The 21,037-nt window shown below is 46.4% G+C and carries 15 protein-coding genes; 14 read left to right on the top strand and 1 reads right to left on the bottom strand.

What is annotated here, in order from left to right; genetic code table 11:
• Positions 1-709: 709 nt before the first annotated feature.
• The 9 genes from MKHDV_RS02505 to MKHDV_RS02465 all read left to right on the top strand — a co-directional run bounded on the left by MKHDV_RS02505 (position 710) and on the right by MKHDV_RS02465 (position 12,994).
• Positions 710-3,190 (top strand): glycyl radical protein, encoded by a 2,481-nt coding sequence (locus MKHDV_RS02505; RefSeq protein ID WP_160711941.1) that lies wholly within the window; start codon positions 710-712, stop codon positions 3,188-3,190.
• A gap of 174 nt (positions 3,191-3,364) precedes the next feature.
• Positions 3,365-5,425 carry a sigma-54-dependent Fis family transcriptional regulator gene (locus MKHDV_RS02500; RefSeq protein WP_160711939.1) on the top strand — a complete coding sequence of 687 codons (2,061 nt, stop codon included), beginning with the start codon at positions 3,365-3,367 and terminating at the stop codon, positions 5,423-5,425.
• A gap of 324 nt (positions 5,426-5,749) precedes the next feature.
• Positions 5,750-7,198 carry a sodium:solute symporter gene (locus tag MKHDV_RS02495; protein ID WP_160711937.1) on the top strand — a complete coding sequence of 483 codons (1,449 nt, stop codon included), beginning with the start codon at positions 5,750-5,752 and terminating at the stop codon, positions 7,196-7,198.
• 412 nt (positions 7,199-7,610) lie between these two features.
• Positions 7,611-7,985, top strand: coding sequence for a RidA family protein (locus tag MKHDV_RS02490; protein WP_160711935.1), 375 nt, complete (start codon positions 7,611-7,613; stop codon positions 7,983-7,985).
• A 170-nt stretch (positions 7,986-8,155) separates the two neighbouring features.
• Positions 8,156-9,271: an FAD-binding oxidoreductase gene (locus MKHDV_RS02485; protein ID WP_160711933.1), complete on the top strand. Its 1,116-nt coding sequence runs from the start codon at positions 8,156-8,158 to the stop codon at positions 9,269-9,271.
• Positions 9,272-9,302: 31 nt separating this feature from the next.
• Positions 9,303-9,596, top strand: a complete 294-nt coding sequence (locus tag MKHDV_RS02480) for a (2Fe-2S)-binding protein (RefSeq protein WP_160711931.1) — start codon at positions 9,303-9,305, stop codon at positions 9,594-9,596.
• A complete protein-coding gene (locus MKHDV_RS02475; protein WP_160711929.1) occupies positions 9,596-10,978 on the top strand; it encodes an NAD(P)/FAD-dependent oxidoreductase in 1,383 nt (460 codons plus the stop codon). Before MKHDV_RS02480 ends, MKHDV_RS02475 begins: the two co-directional genes overlap by 1 nt.
• Positions 10,979-11,400: 422 nt before the next feature.
• Positions 11,401-12,117, top strand: a complete 717-nt coding sequence (locus MKHDV_RS02470) for an aspartate/glutamate racemase family protein (RefSeq protein ID WP_254060395.1) — start codon at positions 11,401-11,403, stop codon at positions 12,115-12,117.
• Positions 12,118-12,616: 499 nt separating this feature from the next.
• Complete coding sequence (locus MKHDV_RS02465) at positions 12,617-12,994, top strand: nuclear transport factor 2 family protein (RefSeq protein ID WP_160711927.1); 378 nt, start codon at positions 12,617-12,619, stop codon at positions 12,992-12,994.
• 616 nt (positions 12,995-13,610) lie between these two features.
• Here the strand turns inward: MKHDV_RS02465 and MKHDV_RS02460 are convergent.
• On the bottom strand, positions 13,611-14,774 hold the full coding sequence (locus MKHDV_RS02460; protein ID WP_160711925.1) for a M20 family metallopeptidase: 1,164 nt from the start codon (positions 14,772-14,774) through the stop codon (positions 13,611-13,613).
• A gap of 198 nt (positions 14,775-14,972) precedes the next feature.
• On the opposite strand from MKHDV_RS02460, the gene MKHDV_RS02455 reads away from it, so the two are divergent.
• The 5 genes from MKHDV_RS02455 (at position 14,973) to MKHDV_RS02435 (ending at position 20,589) form a co-directional block, all read left to right on the top strand.
• Positions 14,973-16,544, top strand: coding sequence for an ABC transporter substrate-binding protein (locus MKHDV_RS02455; protein ID WP_160711923.1), 1,572 nt, complete (start codon positions 14,973-14,975; stop codon positions 16,542-16,544).
• A gap of 141 nt (positions 16,545-16,685) precedes the next feature.
• Positions 16,686-17,660: an ABC transporter permease gene (locus tag MKHDV_RS02450; RefSeq protein ID WP_160711921.1), complete on the top strand. Its 975-nt coding sequence runs from the start codon at positions 16,686-16,688 to the stop codon at positions 17,658-17,660.
• A gap of 15 nt (positions 17,661-17,675) precedes the next feature.
• Entirely contained in the window at positions 17,676-18,599 is a 924-nt protein-coding gene (locus MKHDV_RS02445; RefSeq protein WP_160711919.1) for an ABC transporter permease, read from the top strand.
• Positions 18,596-19,561 carry an ABC transporter ATP-binding protein gene (locus tag MKHDV_RS02440; RefSeq protein ID WP_160711917.1) on the top strand — a complete coding sequence of 322 codons (966 nt, stop codon included), beginning with the start codon at positions 18,596-18,598 and terminating at the stop codon, positions 19,559-19,561. Before MKHDV_RS02445 ends, MKHDV_RS02440 begins: the two co-directional genes overlap by 4 nt.
• Before the next feature lie 20 nt (positions 19,562-19,581).
• Entirely contained in the window at positions 19,582-20,589 is a 1,008-nt protein-coding gene (locus MKHDV_RS02435) for an ABC transporter ATP-binding protein (RefSeq protein WP_160711915.1), read from the top strand.
• Positions 20,590-21,037 lie beyond the last annotated feature (448 nt).

Here is a 21,037-nt window from a genome sequence, read left to right as displayed (position 1 = left end):
AGCACATCATTATATAGTCGCGGGGGACAACTTCTGACAATAATGCAAAATCAATAATTATAATATGTTACAGGAACGACTTGGGCGAGATGTTGCAACGATGCAAAAAATAAACGAAGGTGGCAAATATGCAACCATATGCAACACTTTGATTTTACAATAATATTCAAGATTCATTTGCAGAATGTTGCAACAAGGCAACGTTTTTACAATCATTTTAAACAAGAGGGACACCCCCTCCGTCCTTCCTTCTCCGCTGCGAGCTATTTTTCACAAAGCAAACGCGCCTTCATTCAATTTAATTCTGGTACCGGCTAAGCGCTAAAAACATCACCAAGCTCAAAAGCCTAAACTCCGCTTTATTCAATAGGATTGAGGCAGTGTTTCAATTTTTTTGAACCTCTTTTGCAATTCATCAATACTCTTCCCGCCCCATGAAAACAGCTTTTTTTATGTCAAATAGTAACTAAAAACGCTCTTTCTGCACATGTTGGCATCACCTTTGCTCTAAGAAAACCACAGGGCGCGAATCTCACAGTAGCTTGTTCTAACGATCACTGAAAATAGCTACTGAAGACCGCATCCTCATTAAAGAGAATAAAATTTACTGCTGCTGAGCACACAGCGGCCGCAGCATTTTCAACCCCACAGGTACCGCGCATATTATATATGTGTCGCCTACTTTGAACCTAATTCACAGGAGTCAGTTATGTCTTGTTGTGTATCACCTCACGAACAGCGTCTGCTCGATAAAATTGAAGGCAAAGAAGATATCTACCGCGCATCCCATCCGCGTGTATTTAAAATCCTCGAAACCTTCGACAACGTTCGTCCAATGATCGACATTGAACGTGCTAAATACTTCACCGACTCCATGAAAGAGACCGAAGGTGAAATGCTCTGCCTGCGTTGGGCAAAAGCAATGAAGCACGTAGCTGAAAACATCACCGTTTACATCGACGACGACAACCTCATTTGTGGTCGTGGTGGTGTAAAAGGTCGTTACGGTCTGCTCTACCCTGAACTTGACGGTGACTTCCTTGGTGTTGCAGTTGAAGATCTTCCAAACCGTACCGAGTCTCCTTTCTCTATTACTCCTGAAGATGCTAAAGTAGTAGTTGAAGAGATCGCTCCTTACTGGCAGGGCAAAACCTACCACGAAGCTCTCAACAAATCTTTCCCTGAAGAAGTTCACAAACTTTCTTACGATGATCCTGAAGGTCTTAACTCCCGCTTCATCGTTAACGAAACTTCTTCTTTCCGTTCTTCCATTCAGTGGGTTCACGACTACGAAAAGATCCTCAAACGTGGTTTCGGTGGCATTAAAGCAGAAGCTCTCGAAAAAATCGAAGCTCTCGATCCGCTTTCCCCTATCGATAACGTTGAGAAAAAACCTTTCCTCGAAGGTATCGTAATCGTTTGTGATGCAATCATCACTTGGGCTCGCCGTCACGCAGAACTCGCAGCTGAACTCGCTAAGAAAGAATCTGATCCAGTTCGTAAAGCTGAACTCGAGAAAATGGCTGAAGTTTGTGCTCACGTTCCTGAGCACCCAGCTCGTACTTTCCACGAAGCTGTTCAGTCCCAGTGGTTCACCCAGATGTTCTCTCGTATCGAGCAGAAAACTGGTACAATCGTATCTAATGGCCGTATGGACCAGTACTTCTACCCATACTACCAGGCTGATATCGAAGCTGGTATCATTGACGACGAGAAAGCTCTTGAACTTCTCGAGTGTCTCTGGGTTGGCATGGCACAGTTCATCGACCTTTACGTTTCCCCTACCGGTGGCGCTTTCAACGAAGGCTACGCTCACTGGGAAGCAGTAACAATTGGTGGTCAGACTCCAGAAGGTCGCGACGCAACCAACGAACTGACTTACATGTTCCTTAAATCAAAACGTGAATTCCCGCTTCACTACCCTGACCTTGCAGCGCGTATTCACTCCCGTTCCCCAGAGCGCTACCTCGCTGACGTTGCTGAGACTATTAAGGACGGCTCCGGCTTCCCTAAACTCATCAACGATGAAGAAGTAGTACCTCTTTATGTTTCCAAAGGTGCAACCTTTGCTGAAGCATACGACTACGCTGTTTCCGGTTGTACCGAAGCACGTATGCCTAACCGCGACACATACACATCCGGTGGTGCATACATCAACTTCGTAGCAGCTCTCGAAATGGTTCTGCACAACGGCAAAATGCTCAAACATGGCGATGAAGTTCTCGGCCTCGAAACCGGCAACCCACTCGAAATGAACTCTTGGGACGAATTCTGGAATGCTTATGAAAAACAGCATCACCACTTCCTCAAGACTGCATTCTACCAGCAGTACGTGATCAACAACCTTCGTGCTAAGCACTTTGCTCAGCCAATGGGTTCCGCAATGCACGATCTCTGCATGAAGCATTGTGTTGATCTCCATACCCCACAGATTCCTGAAGGAATCAACATGGGTTACTTCGAGCACATGGGCCTTGGTACTCTCGTAGACTCACTCTGCGCTATCAAGAAACTCGTTTTCGAAGACAAAAAACTTACTATGAAAGAAGTTATCGAAGCTTGTGATTGCAACTTCGAAGGTAAAGAAGACGTTCGTCAGCTCCTCATGACCGCTCCTTGCTACGGCAACGACGACGTGTACGCTGATGAAGTAGCGAACAAAGTTGATAGCCTCAACGTTCTCTACGGTCAGAAATACGCTAAAGAACTCGGCATGCACAACGACGTACGTTACGTACCGTTCACCTCCCACGTACCTTTCGGTAAAGTAGTTGGTGCATCTCCTAACGGTCGTCTTGCTTGGACTGCTCTCTCTGACGGTTCATCAGCATCTCACGGTGCTGACCACAACGGTCCTACCGCAGTTCTTCTTTCTAACTACACTTCTAAAAACTACGGCCACCGCGATCGCGCTGCTCGTATGTTGAACATCAAGTTCACTCCGAAGTGTGTTGAAGGCGAAGAAGGTACCGATAAACTCGTATCCTTCATCCGTACTTTCTGCGACCTTAAACTCTGGCACGTACAGTTCAACGTTATCAACAAAGATACCTTGGTTGCTGCTCAGAAAGATCCAGAAAAATACCGTAGCCTTATCGTTCGTATCGCAGGTTACTCTGCATACTTCGTAGATCTGTCCCCAGATCTCCAGAACGACCTCATCGCACGTACTGCACACGAATCTGTTTAGTACAACGCAATAGATGATATAATGAGCCCCGGCACTTAGGTGTCGGGGCTTTTTATTTACCTGATATTGCTCAACTTATTCCCGCTTGCATTTACACTTTTTCTACGCAATACACAGGGTATACCGTAACAAAATGTTACACCTATTTTGCTCATTCTGTTGGGGGAAGAAGTAATGCAGAACATTAGTTCACGACACACAACTGCTCAGGGCAGTGAGTTATTTGTAAGTACGCAATTCAAAGCGCGCAGCCATGTGCAAATCATCGAAGAATCCCATGCTCGTTCCAGAGCCGCAGGGATCGACCCTAACCAGACTTCTGCTCCTGAAAAATATAAAATATCTCCAGAAATGCTGCGGCAGCGGATAAAAGACAGCCAGCCGTTCTACGACCTTGTGACCACACAAATGTCCACCTTGTACCGAATTCTACAGGGTTCAGGTTTCTGTATGGCTGTTGCTGATGCAGACGGATATGTTCTCCATACGCTGGGAGATGCCCACCTGCTCTCGCATTACAAGAAGGGTAACTGTATGCCCGGTTATCTTTGGACAGAAGAAGCTGTAGGTACTTGCGGCATCGGACTCGTTCTCATTGAAGGCATCCCTATTCAAATTTCCGGTAAAGAGATGTTCTGCAAACGCGCACATCATATTACCAACTCAGCCACACCAGTACATGACAACAACGGCAAGCTCCTCGGCGTAATTGCTTTGAGCGGTTTAGCCAGTGCTGTACATATTCACACGCTCGGTATGGTTATTCTCACCGCAAAGGCAATTCGATCTCAGATTGGTGAAATTGAAAAAGCACGCGAAATAGCTATCCGTAACACATATATGACTGCGCTTATGGAATCCGATCAGCGAGGGATCATTACTCTCAACGGTGATGGAGACATTGTTCAGATCAATAAAAAAGCTACAGCGCTTCTTGGACTTGATCAAAGTAATGCTAGCAGCGCTTCTCTTCACAGTCCGGATTCTCAAGAGTCCCTTAATATTTCTGCGCTCACACGCACACGCATGAACTGGAAGCAGACTCTGCGCGCCAAGCAAGGGTTCACAGAAAGGGAAGTAACATTCATTCGTGGCGATTCGCGCTTTCAGCTTGTCTGTACCCTCGACCCTATCACAATGCCTGACGGCGAAAGTGCAGGCGGTATGCTCTTGGTCGTAGAACACGACAGGATATTGCAATTGGCAAACGAAATGGCGGGTTCTCAGGCTCGTTTTACGTTCAATTCTATCATCGGTTCCAGTTCATCACTTAAGGAAGCTAAAAAGGTCGCAAACGCAGCCGCACGAGGCGATGCAGCCGTGCTCCTTCATGGAGAAACAGGCACGGGTAAAGAATTATTTGCGCAAGCGATTCATAATGCCAGCCCACGGCACAACAAACCATTTGTTGTCATCAACTGCGGAGCTATTCCGAACGAATTACTTGAAAGTGAATTATTCGGGTATGTGGAAGGCGCATTTACCGGAGCACGCAAAGGCGGACGTCCGGGTAAATTTGAATTGGCAGATGGCGGCACACTGTTCCTAGATGAAATCGGAGACATGCCTCTTGATATGCAGGTAAAAATTTTACGAGCCTTGCAGTCCGGTGAAGTAAACCGTGTCGGAGATATGCAAACCATAAAAGTTGACCTGCGCATTATTGCTGCAACCAACGTAGATCTCGACACAGCAATTAAACGCGGAACCTTCCGTGAAGATTTATTCTACCGTATCAGCACATTGAACATTACAATTCCACCGCTGCGTGATCGTGGAAATGACGTGTTGACACTTGCCGAAACATTTCTTCACCGCATCCGCCCTCGCCTCGGAAAGCCGGATTTGGAATACAGCAGCTCTGCCCTGCAGGCGTTTTCACAGGCCACATGGCCCGGCAATATTCGCCAACTTGAAAACTCTGTAGAACGTGCAGTAAACATTTGTGAGCAACGTGTGATCATGCCGGATGATCTTGGACTTGATTACACAGATACACGAACAGCGCAGAATATTGCATCTGACAGCGACCATTCAAACCACGCAAATGTTCCGGCAGAAGTCGCTAATTTGGATACAAATAGTGAAGCAATGTTGGGAGAGATGGAACAGGCACTTATCGCGCGCTTGATGAATGAAAATGATAGCAACATCAGCAAAGTAGCACGTTCTCTCGGTGTAAGCAGACCGACATTGTATAGAAAGCTTAAAAAATATGACCTTTCACAAAACTGATGTAACGATTCATTACATGTAAAGATTCGTTACACACTGAGTCATTACACAAAAACAATTTTGTTATTTACCGAAAACAGGGCACTCCAGCCCTGTTTTTTTATTGAACATTCACTCAACTGTAATAGAATGTTACACATTGAGCAGCTATTACAATTTCTGCACTATTTTAAGAATATCATACAGTTACACTAACAAAATCAAGTGGTATACTCCTTGCTCATAGCAAATGCAGTCTTTGAATAGTGTACGAAAATAATCTCGCTATTCTGTCATTTGTTGACGACTTTATGTCGATTAGCGATCAAACAATGAGGAGTATGCATGGGACTTCACTGGTTAGACATGCTCGTAGTATTTCTTTACTTCGGGCTTGTCATTTGGATGGGCATCTACACAATGAGTAAGGTCGAAAATTTCGACGATTACGCTGTTGCTGGTCGTAGTGTGCCAACTGCGATTCTATTTGCTACAATTGCTGCAACACTGTGTGGTGGTGGGGCAACAATTGGTCGTATTGCATTTATGCATAAGGCAGGCATTGTAGTTTTTGCAGGTCTTCTCGGGGTAGTAATCAACCAGTTCTGGTCCGGCTTTTTCATCGCAGGCAAAGTGCGTGAAGCCGGTAAAAACATTTACAGTATTGGTGACATATTTGGCCTGTATTATGGTCGAATGGGACGCCTTTTCTCAAGTATTGTAGCATTTTTGTTCTGTCTCGCGCTGTTCGGGGTTCAGATTCTTGCTATGGGTCGAATTCTTCAGACCGCCACAGGCATGGATATTATTCCAGCCGCAATTCTTTCTTCCGTTATTACAGTTGCCTACACATGGTCCGGCGGTATGCTGGCGGTAGTACTTACTGATGCTGTTCAGTACGTTGTTCTCGCACTTGGTATCTCCTTGTGTGGTATCCTTGCTATGAACAATGCCGGTGGCTTCGACCACATAATGGAAGTACTTCACTCAACACCTGAAATGGCTGCCAAACTCCAGCCTTTTGCTGACTGGTCTCCATTACAACTCTTAGGATTTTTCCTAGCGTTCCTGCTTGGTGAATTCTGTGCTCCGTACTTTATTCAGCGATACGCAACGGCTAAATCCGCCAAGGATTCCAAAAAAGGTGTTCTCATCTTTGCAGGTTACTACGGCTTCTTCCTTGCCACTACCGCAGGTATCGGTCTTGCCTCACTCGTTCTACAGCCAAACGTAGAGCCGGGTCTTGCATTGACCAACCTCGTACGTGACACGTTACCTATGGGTCTCGCTGGTATCGTATTCGGTGCATTGCTCGCTGCTGTTATGTCTACAGGCGATTCATTCATTAACACCGCTGCGGTTATCTACACCCGCGATATCTACAACGAATTCATTAATAAAACGGCAACACAAGCCGCCCTGCTTAAGCAGTCCCGTTGGGCTACTTTGATCATCGGTGGTGGTTCTATCGCCGTTGCTGTCCTTTTCCAGGATGTATTCGGTCTCATGGTGTACGTATTCAAACTCTGGCCATCAGCTGTTCTTCCTCCACTGCTTATCGCCCTTTCCGGTAAACTCGGTACCATCAAAATATCCCCATACGCTGGTGCACCTGCTATCCTTTTCGGTCTCACAGCCTGCCTTATCTGGGGTGATAAAGTACTGCACGAACCATATGGCATTCCGGCTAACTTAGTCGGCATCCTTGCCAACTGTCTTGTTCTGTTCGTTGTACATATGGCAACTAAAAACATTGAGCCCAAAGGTGCATTCGTACCTGAAAAACTCCTGTAGGAGGATATATGGAAGTTATCGTTAAGTACGTTATCTATGCCTCCTTTGCCGCCAACATTATTTGCGCTACATGGGTAGCCATTAACGTTGTAGGCTGGGTAAAAAGCTTAAACAAAAAAGATTAGACCAAGCGGCCGCCTGCGCTGCAGGCGGCCATTATTTTTAATTATGTGCCCTGTTGAATGACACAGTCAAATTGCACAACAATCAGATTCAACAAAACAACAGGGTCAATCTGCTGATTCTACATAAAAAAGATTGCAATTTTTTGCTTCGATTTAATCGTAAGCGTACATGTGGTGCCTGCGTTCTAGGAAAATCCTTCATAGCGCCAGAGCGCAGGTTACCATTATCCATCGGTACTTTCAGGTTCAATAAGCCATGAGTACCCAGATCAAAAAGGATTCATACAATGTCTGCAATTACACGACACGGAACACACCCAAGACTTCCTGTTTCTAACGCGGTGGAAGCAAATGGTTGGCTTTACGTTACCGGTCAGGTTCCTCGCGATGCAAAAGGTGAATTAAACGCTGGCAGCATGATTGATCAGGCTCGTCTTACGTTAACGAACCTTGTCACCGTCATCACCAACTCCGGCTACGAAATGAAAGACGTTGTACGCGTAGGCGTATGGATTGATGACCCACGCGACTTTGCTGAATTCAATAAAGTTTTCGCTGAATTCTTCGACATAGAGCACGCACCGGCACGAGTAACCATTCAGGGAACTATGATGTGCGACTGTAAGATCGAAGTTGACGCAATAGCTTACAGAAAGCCGTAACATGGCGTACTTCCGGCGGCATAAACCTTGCCGGAGTAACTCTGTCAGCTACTTTTTTTCCATTTACTCATTATCTCCAGATTACGGAGACTGCACCGGAAATCTGGATGCTGCTTAAAAATATTTTTTAGCAGATACGACGTTACTGCAGGTAAAAAGAGGATCGCATAATGCGACAAAATTTTGATGTGCTCATTGTGGGCGGCGGCGTCACCGGCGCGGCTGTGGGCTACGGGCTTGCTAAAAAAGGGGTCAGCGTTGGCGTAGTAGACGCAACACCTCCTGTAGACAGAGCCTCCCGAAGCAACATGGGACTCGTCTGGTGTCAGTCAAAGGCGCTGGGAAATAGAGACTATGTTGAATGGTGCTTCAACTCTTCCAAGCTTTTTGGCGACCTTGCCAAAGATCTTAAAGAAACTTCCGGCATCGACATCGAATACACTGAGTCCGGCGGCATCATCCCCTGCCTTGGTGAAGAAGAATTTACAAAACGCAGTGACTATCTCGACGCGCTCCGTAAAGAAGCAGGCGAAGAAGGGTATCCCGGCACAATGATGACTCGTGAAGAGCTTGAAGCAAAGCTCCCGAACGTCACATTCGGCCCGAACGTTACCGGCGGAACATGGTGTGCAGAAGACGGCCTTGTGGAGCCGTTGAAACTGATGTTCGCATTACGTCATGGCATTACCAACCTTGGCGGCACGCTTATTCCGGACACCAACGTGATTGATGTTGTCAAAACAGACTCTGGCTACCTTGTGACAACAGACAAAGGTGAGATTGAATGCACCCGTCTGGTACTTGCAGGTGGTCTTGGCAACCGTCAGCTCGCCGGTAAATTCGGCGTCAACGTTCCTGTCGTTCCGAATAAAGGACAAGTTTTCCTTACAGAACGTGTACCGGACATTCTGCCATCCCCGCTTCTCGGCATCACCCGCACTCGCGGTGGCACAATCATGATCGGGTTTGAGCATGAATACGTGGGAACAGACACTTCGCTCCATTCCGAAAAGTTCTGCCACGTTGCAAAATGGGCAACAGACATCTGGCCTGCACTTGCAGATCTTCGCATCATCCGTACATGGAGCTGCCTGCGAGTTTGGCCGAAAGACGGTTTCCCGATTTACGACAAAATCCCGGGACACGAAAACGGCTTTATTCTTAATGCCCACAGTGCTGTTACCCTTGCTGCTATCCATGTCGCTGAATTGCCTGATTACATTATGGGCAACGATATTTGCAAAACCGCAGCTAGCTTTACGCTTTCACGTTTCGACGAGAAGTAGCTCGCCGTAGTCATTATTTGGAGCTTTTTTCATGTCTACAAACAAAACGAACACGCAGGACACCGTAACCATCTATTTTGAAGATGAAGCACTTACCGTTCCTGCAGATATTTCTGTAGCTGCTGCCGTTCTCGGCCCCGGCCATGCCGGACACACCGGCAAAAACCCTGTAAAAGGTGACAACCGTGCTCCTGTATGTCTCATGGGCGTTTGCTTTGAGTGCATGATGGAAATCGACGGCGTCCCTAACCAGCAGTCCTGTCTCGTTACTGTACGTGAAGGAATGAAGGTTAAACGCCAGAATACCCTCAGGGAGAAATACTAATGCAGCAGCAGTACGACTTACTCGTTATCGGCGCAGGCCCTGCGGGTCTTTCTGCCGCAAGCGCAGCCGCTGAAAATGGTCTGGATGTAGTTCTTCTGGATGAGCAGGAGTTACCTGGCGGTCAGATTTACCGTTCAGTATCCGGCAAAAACTCAAGCAAAAACTTTCTGTCTAAAGAAGACCGTAATGACGGCCTCGAGCTTGTAGGCCGCTTCAACAAAAGCGGCGCACTCTATCTGCCAAAGACAACAGTATGGGACGCAGAACCTGGACGCGTACTTTGCAGCACCGAAGGCACGGCACGTGAAATTAAAGCCCAGTGTATCATTGTAGCCACTGGCGCAATGGAACGCCCTGTACCATTCCCCGGCTGGACTACACCGGGTGTAATGAGTGCGGGTTCTGCCGACCTTTTATACAAAAGTGCAGGCATGGTACCGCACGGCCCTGTTGTCATTGCGGGCAACGGCCCTCTTATTCCGCTGGTTACAAACCACCTTACGGAATTGGGTGTTGAAATCGCAGGTGTTCTGGATACAAGCCCCATTCAGAACAAAGCCACATCCATGCTGCACATGCCACAAGCCTTGGTTGATGTTCCCTTCCTTTTGAAGGGACTCAAAATGGTTGTGAACATGTTCCGCAGCGGCGTAAAGCAATACATGGGTGCCAGTGACATCAAGGCAGAAGGTGATGAACAACTTAAACGAGTTACCTTCAACCACGGTGGTAAAACCAAAACACTCGAAGCAGCAACCTTGCTTGTCCACGAAGGCATGCTTCCACGTACGCACGTTTCCCGTATGCTTCAGCTCGAACATGAATGGGATAAAACACAGCGTTACTGGTATGCAAAAACGGACAAATTCGGCCGCTCCAGCAGAGACTCCATCTACGTTGTAGGTGACGGACAGAAAGTCCATGGTGTTTATGCTGCCGCTGCCAAAGGCGAGCTTGCCGGTATCGATGTTGCCCGTCATATCAAAAGACTCAGCGAAAGTGCCGCACTGCTTCAAATTAAACCAGCTAAGAAGCGTCTCTTCAAAGCCCTCGCACCTCGTGGCTTTGTAGATGCATTCTTTGCACCTAAAAAAGGTCTTTTTGACGTTGCTGACAACGTACTTGTCTGCCGATGCGAAGGCGTAACGGCAGGCGATATTCGTCAGGCTGTCAAAGAAGGCTGCCACGACGTGAACGAAATCAAATTACGTACTCGTTGTGGAATGGGCCCTTGTCAGGGACGAATGTGCGGCGCAGCGCTTGCTGAAATTGCAGCAGAAGCACTGGGCAGTGAAGTTCCTAATGTTGGAGCCTTGAACATCCGTCCACCAATTAGACCGATTACAGTTCGTGAATTACGTGATTTTCCCGAAGCAAAGTAATTAGAAACAACGTAAGGTTACTTACAAAGCATTGCTTTATTGATTGAGACAAGCCTGTGCAGTGCAAAACGTGACAAAAAGTCAAATCGCAACATCCATACGCTACGATTTTTTTGAAACAGTCAGCTCAGTGCAGTTTTGTATTAATCTTTACGTTTCTTTCGTCATTTGAAGTTGTTCCGGTATTCCACCACTATCCCAGTGGATGCTTGCCTCCTCATAGACAACACATTGCCACAACCGGCTGCAATGTATTCACTGTCTATCGGCACAACGACAACTGACAGTTATTTAGCCAAGGACGCATGGAGTGATTCTTCCGCAAAGCTCCGGCACGGATACGTTAGCAATAGTCCGTGCCGGTCACTCCTCAGCCTTTGCCACTCTAGGCTGAGTCTAACTTTTTTGTTTGGAGAAATGTTATGTTGAAAGGCGGCTACTTATATCAAGACGTACCAGTAGGTATCATTTGCCTTGAATCTTCTTTCGCGAAGCCAAAAGGTCACCTGCGCAACCACTACACATTTAATTTTCCGACAGTGCACAAGGTTCTCAAAAACATCGATATTCCTCGCCTGCTTTTTAATCCGACACCGGATCTCATGCAGCCGTTTATTGATGCAGCAAAAGAACTTGAGGCTGAAGGCGTAAAAGCCATCACCGGAAGCTGCGGCTTTATGGCTCGCTTCCAGCAAGAAATTGCAGCGGAAGTAAACATTCCAGTGCTTGTTTCAAGCCTCGTGCAAGCTCCAATGGTTCGCACAATGCACGGTAAAGATGCCAACATCGGTATTCTTACCGCAAGCAACAAAGCGCTCACCGAAGCACATTTCAAAGGTGTTAATTCCGACATTAATGACTTTGTAATCAAAGGCATGGAAGGATACGATTACTTCTGGAATACGATCATTGAAGGCAGAAACGACGATATCGATATGGATCGCATGGAAGATGAAATCTGCGACGCAGCCGACACTCTTGTAAAAGAACACAATCTTGATGCACTCATCCTCGAATGCACAGATCTTCCTGCATTCTCACACGCTGTACATAAACGTATCGGCCTTCCTGTATACGATATTAACGCACTCATCGAATACGCAGCATTCTGCGTTCGCCGTACCGATTATCGCAAATAGTTTTTACTAAGTTTGTTTTACATTACCGCTGTCCATCAGCAGCCTTTTTGTAGGTACTCTTTGTCCCACGAAGTTTCATGACCTCCAGACAATGTAATAACAGCTTATTTAAGCCTTACATATTTTATGTAAGGCTTTTTTCATTGTATTATTCAAATTTGAATAGATTTAAAACTGCACTAGTGAACAGTGTTGCATTATTGAAACCATCGTACACCATTCTCTACCTGAGCATTTCTTTTCTACAACATGGTCTTTTCGGTGGACAACATTTTTCAGCTATCCTAACATCCACTCCCATAGAATCAATCTATGCAGAGATATGATTTCATAATAGGGAACCGTGTTCCCTTGGTCGATTCTGGCTGAATTTTGCGACAGAACAAACAGTATACTTTTACCGAAAAACACAGCTAGCGCATCTAGGGTCTGTGTTTTTCGATAACAGCAGATATCGCCCATAACGATACCCGCTGTTTCCCTCTGCAAGGAAAAAGACATGCAAGCTGAAATTAAAGAAATTATTGAATTTTTAGAAACTTACTTTGTAATGCTTTACGAAGGTGACGCAGATACCATGGAAAAAGTTTTCCATCCCGGCGCTCACATTTCATTTATCGATAACGGCGAAGTAACAATCGCAGGCCGCGACGTTCTTAAAGGACGTATTGCAAGCCGTCAGTCTTCTAAAGACGCGGGAGTGGCACGCGAAGACAACATCCTCGCTATCGATTTCATCAACGCTAACTACGCTATGGTTAAAGTTAACCTCGTAATCGTTGACCGCCTCTTCACCGACTACCTTTCTCTTATCAAGAACAACGGTGAATGGATTATCGTATCCAAAACTTTCCACTCCGAGCCAATCGCTAAGTAAGCAAATCGCAACGAGTAATCCTGTTTCTGGCGTAAGTGTTTTTACACTTACCTACATGTTCTGTCGCAACGTTCAGCCGGAATACACGGCCAAAAGAAAAGGTGGAGTACTTGATACTCCACCTTTTTGTATTTCTGACATTTTTCTGTTTCTTACAGTGGGTCTTCGACGACTCTCCGAGGGGCAAGGGCTCTGCCCTGCGCCCGCAAGGGGCTCGCCCCTTGACCCCGATTTTACGTGATTTCAGTTCGTAACTTATCTCGTTAGAAGCCACGAAGAAGCTACCTCGCTTTTATCGTATTAAAGGTATGTTAGCGGGTGAGGCAAACAAGAGGGTAATATTTCCGAGAGTTGGTTTCACCGTCTGAATAAATAACAAAGGCTGTCCTTCATACGAAGGACAGCCTTTTCTCAGTTAACGAAAGGTAGTGGAATAAAGCCGAGAGTTACGTAAAAAACGTGCTGACCTCGCAAATAAAAGTTTTTGGAAAGGGGTCTGGGGGAGAACCTTGTTTCAACAAGGTTTCCCCCAGCCGTCGGAGACAAAATTAAAAACGTCGTAGACTCACCAAAGGCAGCGTTGCAGACTCGCCGAAGGCAACCACCTAAACGCAACTTATTTGCAGCAGTATAAATCCCAAGCTTTGGCAATAACGAGCGTTGCAAGGACTGCTCGCTCCGGTACAGTGCTAGACACTAGGTATTCATCCACAGAATGTAGCTTGCCACCTATGGGGCCAATTCCGTCGATAACGGGAATTCCGGTCTGAGAAATATAGTTTGCATCGGAACCGCCACCGCACTGGGCACATTGAATGTCGTACCCATGCTCGGTGCCAATTTCTTTGATCATGTCGTACAGGCCGAGGATTGCATCGTTGGTATCCATTGAAGGACGCGCAGTGATGGTTCTGACGGTGCAGGACGTACCTTTGGTGAACGGCTTTGCTGCAAGCTGTTGAACAGCTTCCCATACTTTGTCGCCGCTATCCTTCTTGGTGTAACGAAACTCGACAATGGCACGAGCTTTTTCGGATACGGTGTTGGCACCAACTCCGCCTTCAATTTTTCCGACGTTGACGCTTAGTCCTTGAGGAAGATCATTGAGTTCTTCAAGTGCTTGAATCTGCCGCGCGAGCTCGAGGATTGCACTGACTTTAGCTGCTCCGACGTTTCCTGCATGTGCAGCTTCACCTGTAACTTCCAGCTCGAAAGTCATGCGCCCTTTCCTACCGATAACAAGCTCACCGCCTGCTCTGGTAGATTCGAGCACGAATCCTACAAAGCTGTTTCTGGCTTCTTTCAAAATGAGTTCAGAAGAATTAATTGAGCCGGTTTCTTCGTCAGAGTTGCAGATGAAGACTATGGACATGTCTTGAAGCAGCCCAAGCGCATCGAGCGCTTTTAAAACATAGATACCTTCAACAAGACCGCATTTCATGTCTGCCACACCAGGACCATAGAAATTTGTTTCATCGTGCGTAAAAGTGTTGAATCCGAGCTCTGGAGGGAAAACGGTATCCATGTGACCGCACATGAGAATACCTTTTTTTCCTTCCTTATGAAGCTGCGTTTCAATTACGAGATTGTCTCCTGCCTGCTCGCTGGATTCACGGCGAACATGCAGCCCTATTGCTTCGCATTCTGCCTGGATGACCGAGGCAACTGCATTCACGCCTTCTTTGTTTCCAGTGTAGCTATTTATTTCAACTAATTTTTTAAGCAGTGAGACCATGTTTTGTTCATGCTCATTGATGAACTTTCGTACATTCTTAATCACGTCTAATTCCTTACTTTTTTGTCAGTTTCAGCAAGACAGAAATTACTTTTTATTGTATGCACTGTTAGGCAGGTTTAGATATAATCACCGCAAAAAAGCGGCGACTCATGCGGATTTCTTCAGACTCTCTTGATTCTCAAGCTTATTTCTCGTATAGTCGCGCGGTTTTGAGTGAGACTAACAAGCAAGGAGATATTTATGCGTAATAAATTTATGGCTATCGTCACCGTCTGCATGCTGCTGCTCGTATGCGCCTCCGGTGCATTTGCACAGACGTTGACTATCGGTCTGAAAGGTGAACCAACCTCTCTTGACCCGCATTTCCATAACGTGAATGCAAACAACGAACAGGCAATTTATGTTTTCGACAAACTTATCCGTCAGGATGAACGTCAGAAACTGATGCCGGGTCTCGCTGTTTCCTGGTCTCCAGTAAGCGATAATGTATGGGAAGTTAAACTCCGTGAAGGCGTTACTTTCCACGACGGTTCTCCGTTTACTGCAGAAGACGTTAAATTTACTATCGAACGTATCCCTACTGTTCCTAACAGCCCGTCTTCTTTCACAGCCATGGTTAATGCCATTAAAGAAATTGAAATTGTGGACCCACTTACTATCCGATTCCACACAGAAGGTCCTTCCCCTCTTCTTCCACGTAACCTTGCCACTTTCAACGTTGTTTCTAAGAAATACGGTGAAGGCGCTACCACAGCTGACTTTAACTCAGGTAAAGCAACTATCGGTACCGGCCCTTACATGTTGGTTGAATGGAAACGTGGTGACTCCATTATCTACAAACGTAACGATAACTACTGGGGCGAAAAACAGCCTTGGGAAACCATTATTGCTAAGCCTATTACTAATGATGGTACACGTGTAGCAGCGCTCAAATCCGGCGACGTTGATCTCATCAACTTCGTTCCACCGGCAGACGTAGCTCACCTTTCTAAAGACGCAAGACTTACTCTTGCTAAATCTCCATCTACTCGCCTTATCTACTTGCACCTTGATTCTGACCGCGATTACTCACCGATGGTGACTGACAACGACGGTAACAAAATCAAAAACCCTTTGAAAGACGTACGCGTACGTAAAGCTATTTCTAAGGCAATTAACCGTAAAGCTATCGCTGCACGCATCATGGAAGGCCTTGCTGTTCCTGCCGCGCAGATGGTTCCTGAAGGTTACGAAGGCACAAGTAAAAAACTTAAGCCTGAAGCATATGACCCTAAAGGCGCTAAAGCTCTGCTCGCAGAAGCTGGCTACCCTGACGGTTTTAAAATCACCATCCACGGCCCTAACGACCGTTACGTAAACGATGGCGATATCGCACAGGCAATTGCTCAGATGCTGACCAAGGTTGGTATTAGAACTGAAGTAATCACAATGCCTAAGAGTGTATACTTCGGTAAAGCTTCCAAACTTGAATTCAGCCTCATGCTTCTTGGTTGGGCCACTGACACCGGTGAACATTCCAACTGCCTCAGCGCACTGCTTCACACTTACGACAAAGATAAAGGCTTCGGTTCTGCTAACCGCGGTCGTTACTCCAACCCTAAGGTTGACCAGTTGCTCGAAGAAGCACTCGTTACTGTTGATCCTAAAAAACATAACGAACTTCTCATTGAAGGTGTTGAAATTAGTCTTGGCGAAGTAGGTATTGTTCCTGTTCACTATCAAGTGAACGTTTGGGGTATGACAAAAGACCTCGACTACAAAGGACGTACTGACGGTTACACCCTTCCACGTCATATCAGTGTTGTTAAATAGCATCTTGGTTTAGCTTTACATCACGACACTGTTGTGTCGATCATAAGCTACTCTTATTGTTATAATTCTGAAGGGACGTGACCATCACGTCCCTTCAGCCTGTTTTTACCCCTTTTGGCTTTTTTGGAGCGTCATCAATTTATGCTCGCTTTCCTCATACGTCGTATTTCGCAGAGCGCTGTCGTTCTGCTCGTTATGTCCCTATTGGTTTTTGTAGGCGTATTCTACATCGGTAACCCTATCGATATCCTGATTGCACCAGATGCAACTCCGGCTGAATATGCACGCGCTGTCCATGAACTGGGACTGGATAAACCGCTGTGGGATCAGTACGCCATCTTCCTTAAAGGCGCACTCCACGGTGATTTTGGCAACTCCTTTGTGTACAACGAACCGGCTCTCAAGGTTATTCTTGATCGTCTTCCGGCTACACTGGAACTTGCGTTTACCGCTATGTTTATCGCTGTAATTTTTGGTATTCCACTCGGTATGGTTGCCGGTATGAAAGCAAACCACTGGATTGGACGCAATATTATGCGCTTTTCCATTCTTGGTTTCAGCCTGCCAACATTCTGGGTCGGGCTTATGCTTATTATTATATTTTCGGTACAGCTAAACTGGTTACCATCAGGGGGACGAGGCGAAACGGTAATGCTGCTGGGCATACCGGTAAGCTTCCTGACGCTTGGCGGCCTTGCGCATCTTATTTTGCCAGCCACCAACCTTGCCCTTTTTAAAACTTCTCTTGCCATCCGCCTTACACGCGCTGGTGTGCAGGAAAACATGCAGATGGACTACGTAAAGTTTGCCCGCGCAAAAGGGTTATCAGAAACTCGCGTTATCGGGCTGCATGTTATGAAGAATATCATGATTCCTGTTATTACAGTTCTCGGTATGGAGTTCGGTAGCCTTATTGCGTTTGCAGTAGTTACTGAAACTATCTTTGCATGGCCGGGAATGGGTAAGCTGGTTATCGACTCCATCGGCGTACTTGATCGCCCGATTATCGTTGCCTACCTGCTCATCACTGTAACTATGTTCATCATCATTAACCTGATTGTGGACATAATGTACTCCATCCTTGACCCGCGTGTTCGCCTCGGTCAGGAACGATAACCGCAAGGATCTGATATGGCAGAAAATATTACAGAAGCTATTGCTGTGGCTCCGGCGGTTCAAAATGAATCCCTGTTCCTAGAGGCAGTAAAAGAGTTTTTTGAAAACCGTGTGGCAGCTCTCGGACTGGTCATTCTTATTGTTATGATCGGTGTTGCGCTGTTTGCGCCATACATTGCACCACAAAACCCGTACGATTTAATGTCTATTGATATTATGGACGGCAAGCTCGCACCGGGTTCCACTTCATTCGATGACTCCATGTCTTTCTGGCTTGGTACAGACAGTCAGGGTCGAGACATGTACAGCTCTATCCTTTACGGATTGCGCATTTCTCTTGGCGTAGGTGTTGTATCTACCCTTGTCGCTCTGGTTATCGGTGCAGTTATCGGACTGTGGGCTGCTTATGTGGGTGGTAAAACAGATTCCGTCATCATGCGTATTGTTGACTTACAGCTCAGCTTTCCGGCAATTCTTGTGGCACTTATCCTGCTGGCGATTCTCGGTAAGGGGGTTGATAAAATCATCCTTGCTCTGATTCTGGTTCAGTGGGCGTATTATGCCCGTGCCATTCGCTCCAACGTACTTGTTGAGCGCAGCAAAGAATATGTTGAAGCAGCAAAATGCCTTGCTTTACCGCAACGCAGGATCATGTTTTCGCATGTATTACCGAACTGTACCCCGGAACTTATTGTAATCTCGACCGTAAAAGTAGCGAGTGCCATTGCACTTGAAGCAACCCTTTCCTTCCTTGGTCTTGGTATGCCTATTACCGAGCCATCTCTTGGTCTGCTTATCTCCAACGGTTTTAAATACCTACAGAGTGGATACTACTGGATCAGCTTCTACCCGGGCGTTGCCCTGCTTATCCTTATTGTAAGCATCAACCTTGTTGGTGACAGATTACGTGACGTTCTGAACCCGAGGTTGAAACGATGAGCACTCCACTTCTTGAAATCAAGCACCTTAAAACACACTTCTTCACGCGCGCCGGTGTGGCAAAAGCCGTTAACGGCATTTCCCTCCATATCGATAAGGGTGAAGTTGTGGGTATTGTCGGCGAATCCGGCAGTGGTAAATCCGTAACAGGCTTTTCCATTATGGGACTTGTGGATGAACCCGGGCGCGTTGTTGGCGGGTCGATCAAATTCAAAGGTCGTGAACTGTTAACGCAGTCGGTTGAAGAATGGCGCAATTTCCGCGGAAACGAAGTTGCTATGATCTTTCAGGACCCGATGATGACGCTGAACCCGGTTCTGCGCATCGATACCCAGATGATCGAAGCAGTACGGGCACATAAAAAAGTCAGCAAAGCAGAAGCACGCAAACGTGCAATTGAAGCGCTGGCAATGGTGAGTATTCCATCTCCTGAAGAACGGATTAAAGCCTACCCACATCAGTTCTCCGGCGGTATGCGCCAGCGTGTTGCCATTGCAACAGGTTTGGTAAACCGTCCTGATCTCATTATTGCGGACGAACCGACAACCGCGCTGGACGTAACAATTCAGAGTCAGATTTTGTCTGAGATGCAGCAGCTTTGCCGCAAAACAGGCATGTCTCTCATGTGGATTACGCACGACCTTACTGTAATTGCCGGTCTGGCAAACCGTGTCGCTGTTATGTACGCAGGCAAAATTATCGAAGAAGGCACTGTTGAAGCTGTTCTCGATAAACCACTGCATCCATACACCGAAGGTCTTGTCGGATCTGTGCCGAGCCGTAACCATCGCGGTGAACCGCTCTACCAGATTCCGGGTATGACGCCTTCTCTTATCAATTTGCCGGATGGCTGTTCCTTCCGCATGCGATGTCCTAAAGCGACAGATATATGCTTATGTGAACCGCCTGTGACAGAAATAAGCGACGGCCGTCGTGTCTGCTGTTTCCACCCAAACCTGTAATCCATGCAACGGAAACGTATATGAACGATAACAATACACCTTATCTTCGATGTGAAGGACTAAGCCGCGTTTTTGTTAAAAAGCTCGACTTAGCCGGACGTATTGCCCGTTCCCTTGGTTCCAACTTGCGTGAGGAACGGGTACAGGCAGTTGATTCAGTAAATCTCTCTGTTATGCCGGGCGAAGTGCTCGGTCTTGTAGGAGAATCCGGCTGTGGTAAATCCACTCTGGGGCGTATGCTGTGCGGCATTCTTCCGCGCAGTGAAGGTAAAATTTATTACAAAGGGCAGGATGTTGATACTCTGAAGGGTCAAGACCTTAAAGAGTACAATATTAACGTGCAGATGATCTTTCAGGACCCGTTTGCATCACTTAACCCGCGTAAGCGTGTCCGCAATATTATTGGTGAGGCTCCGCTGTATCATAAGCTGACCACCTCTTCCGAACTTGATGGCTACCTTGAAAAAGTGATGCTTCGCTGCGGACTTGATCCATCATACACGCATCGTTACCCGCACCAGTTTTCCGGTGGCCAGCGCCAGCGTATCGGCATTGCCCGCGCTATGGCTGTGCAGCCGGAATGCCTTGTTTGCGATGAGTCTGTAGCAGCATTGGACGTGTCCATTCAGGCACAGATTCTTAACCTCTTTATGGATCTACGTAATGAGCTGAACCTGACATGTCTGTTCATCAGTCATGATCTGGGTGTGGTTGAGCACATCTCCGACAGAATTGCGGTTATGTATCTCGGGCGCGTTGTTGAAGTTGCATCTGTGGATGACATTTTCAGCAGTCCATTCCACCCATACACTCAGGCATTGCTGGAAGAAGTACCGCGTCTTGACCGCCGCGGCGTTGATTTCAGCCCGCTGGAAGGTGAAATTCCTTCACCATTGGATCCGCCGTCCGGTTGCCATTTCCATCCGCGTTGTCCGCATGTCATGGACATATGCCGAAAGGCAGCTCCGGTAGATACCGAAATTGCACCGGGTCGTAGAGCCTGTTGCCATTTAGCCACAATGCCATAACTCAAAATACGCCACACACTATCTTCAGTGTGACCAGTACACACAAAAACGGCTCTGTATAAACAGAGCCGTTTTTTTTTATGGAACATGCTATTTAACACAACAAACCTCTTTAAACACGAGTCATAATTTCAACACTTTTTTCCAAAATATTTTCTGCAAATAAAAACATCTTTTCTTCTTCTATTATTAAAGATGTACTATCTATTTTACAATTAACTGCATCATAAAAAGAAAAAAGGCACTCCTTCTCCATAGTCTAACCGCTCTTTTTTCATTACTAAAGACCGCTTTTATAATTCGCCTCCTGTCATGTAAAAGATGTAAAATTTCGCACTTTTGATTAAAGCTAAACCGTTGTGCACCGAGAAGAATTATTAGGAAAACCCCATAATATGAGAGAGATAACCTTTTAGAATCATTATGCACGTTTCTATTTTGCTCCTGT

Origin of the sequence: Halodesulfovibrio sp. MK-HDV (assembly GCF_009914765.1) — a bacterium.
Lineage (GTDB): Bacteria > Desulfobacterota > Desulfovibrionia > Desulfovibrionales > Desulfovibrionaceae > Halodesulfovibrio.
This window is presented reverse-complemented; position numbering and strand designations above follow the sequence as displayed.

Excerpts from the sequence above, each read along its gene's own strand:
- MKHDV_RS02505 (WP_160711941.1), top strand. The coding sequence starts at position 710 with ATGTCTTGTTGTGTATCACCTCACGAACAGCGTCTGCTCGATAAAATT.
- MKHDV_RS02500 (WP_160711939.1), top strand. The coding sequence starts at position 3,365 with ATGCAGAACATTAGTTCACGACACACAACTGCTCAGGGCAGTGAGTTA.
- MKHDV_RS02495 (WP_160711937.1), top strand. The coding sequence starts at position 5,750 with ATGGGACTTCACTGGTTAGACATGCTCGTAGTATTTCTTTACTTCGGG.
- MKHDV_RS02490 (WP_160711935.1), top strand. The coding sequence starts at position 7,611 with ATGTCTGCAATTACACGACACGGAACACACCCAAGACTTCCTGTTTCT.
- MKHDV_RS02485 (WP_160711933.1), top strand. The coding sequence starts at position 8,156 with ATGCGACAAAATTTTGATGTGCTCATTGTGGGCGGCGGCGTCACCGGC.
- MKHDV_RS02480 (WP_160711931.1), top strand. The coding sequence starts at position 9,303 with ATGTCTACAAACAAAACGAACACGCAGGACACCGTAACCATCTATTTT.
- MKHDV_RS02475 (WP_160711929.1), top strand. The coding sequence starts at position 9,596 with ATGCAGCAGCAGTACGACTTACTCGTTATCGGCGCAGGCCCTGCGGGT.
- MKHDV_RS02470 (WP_254060395.1), top strand. The coding sequence starts at position 11,401 with ATGTTGAAAGGCGGCTACTTATATCAAGACGTACCAGTAGGTATCATT.
- MKHDV_RS02465 (WP_160711927.1), top strand. The coding sequence starts at position 12,617 with ATGCAAGCTGAAATTAAAGAAATTATTGAATTTTTAGAAACTTACTTT.
- MKHDV_RS02455 (WP_160711923.1), top strand. The coding sequence starts at position 14,973 with ATGCGTAATAAATTTATGGCTATCGTCACCGTCTGCATGCTGCTGCTC.
- MKHDV_RS02450 (WP_160711921.1), top strand. The coding sequence starts at position 16,686 with ATGCTCGCTTTCCTCATACGTCGTATTTCGCAGAGCGCTGTCGTTCTG.
- MKHDV_RS02445 (WP_160711919.1), top strand. The coding sequence starts at position 17,676 with ATGGCAGAAAATATTACAGAAGCTATTGCTGTGGCTCCGGCGGTTCAA.
- MKHDV_RS02440 (WP_160711917.1), top strand. The coding sequence starts at position 18,596 with ATGAGCACTCCACTTCTTGAAATCAAGCACCTTAAAACACACTTCTTC.
- MKHDV_RS02435 (WP_160711915.1), top strand. The coding sequence starts at position 19,582 with ATGAACGATAACAATACACCTTATCTTCGATGTGAAGGACTAAGCCGC.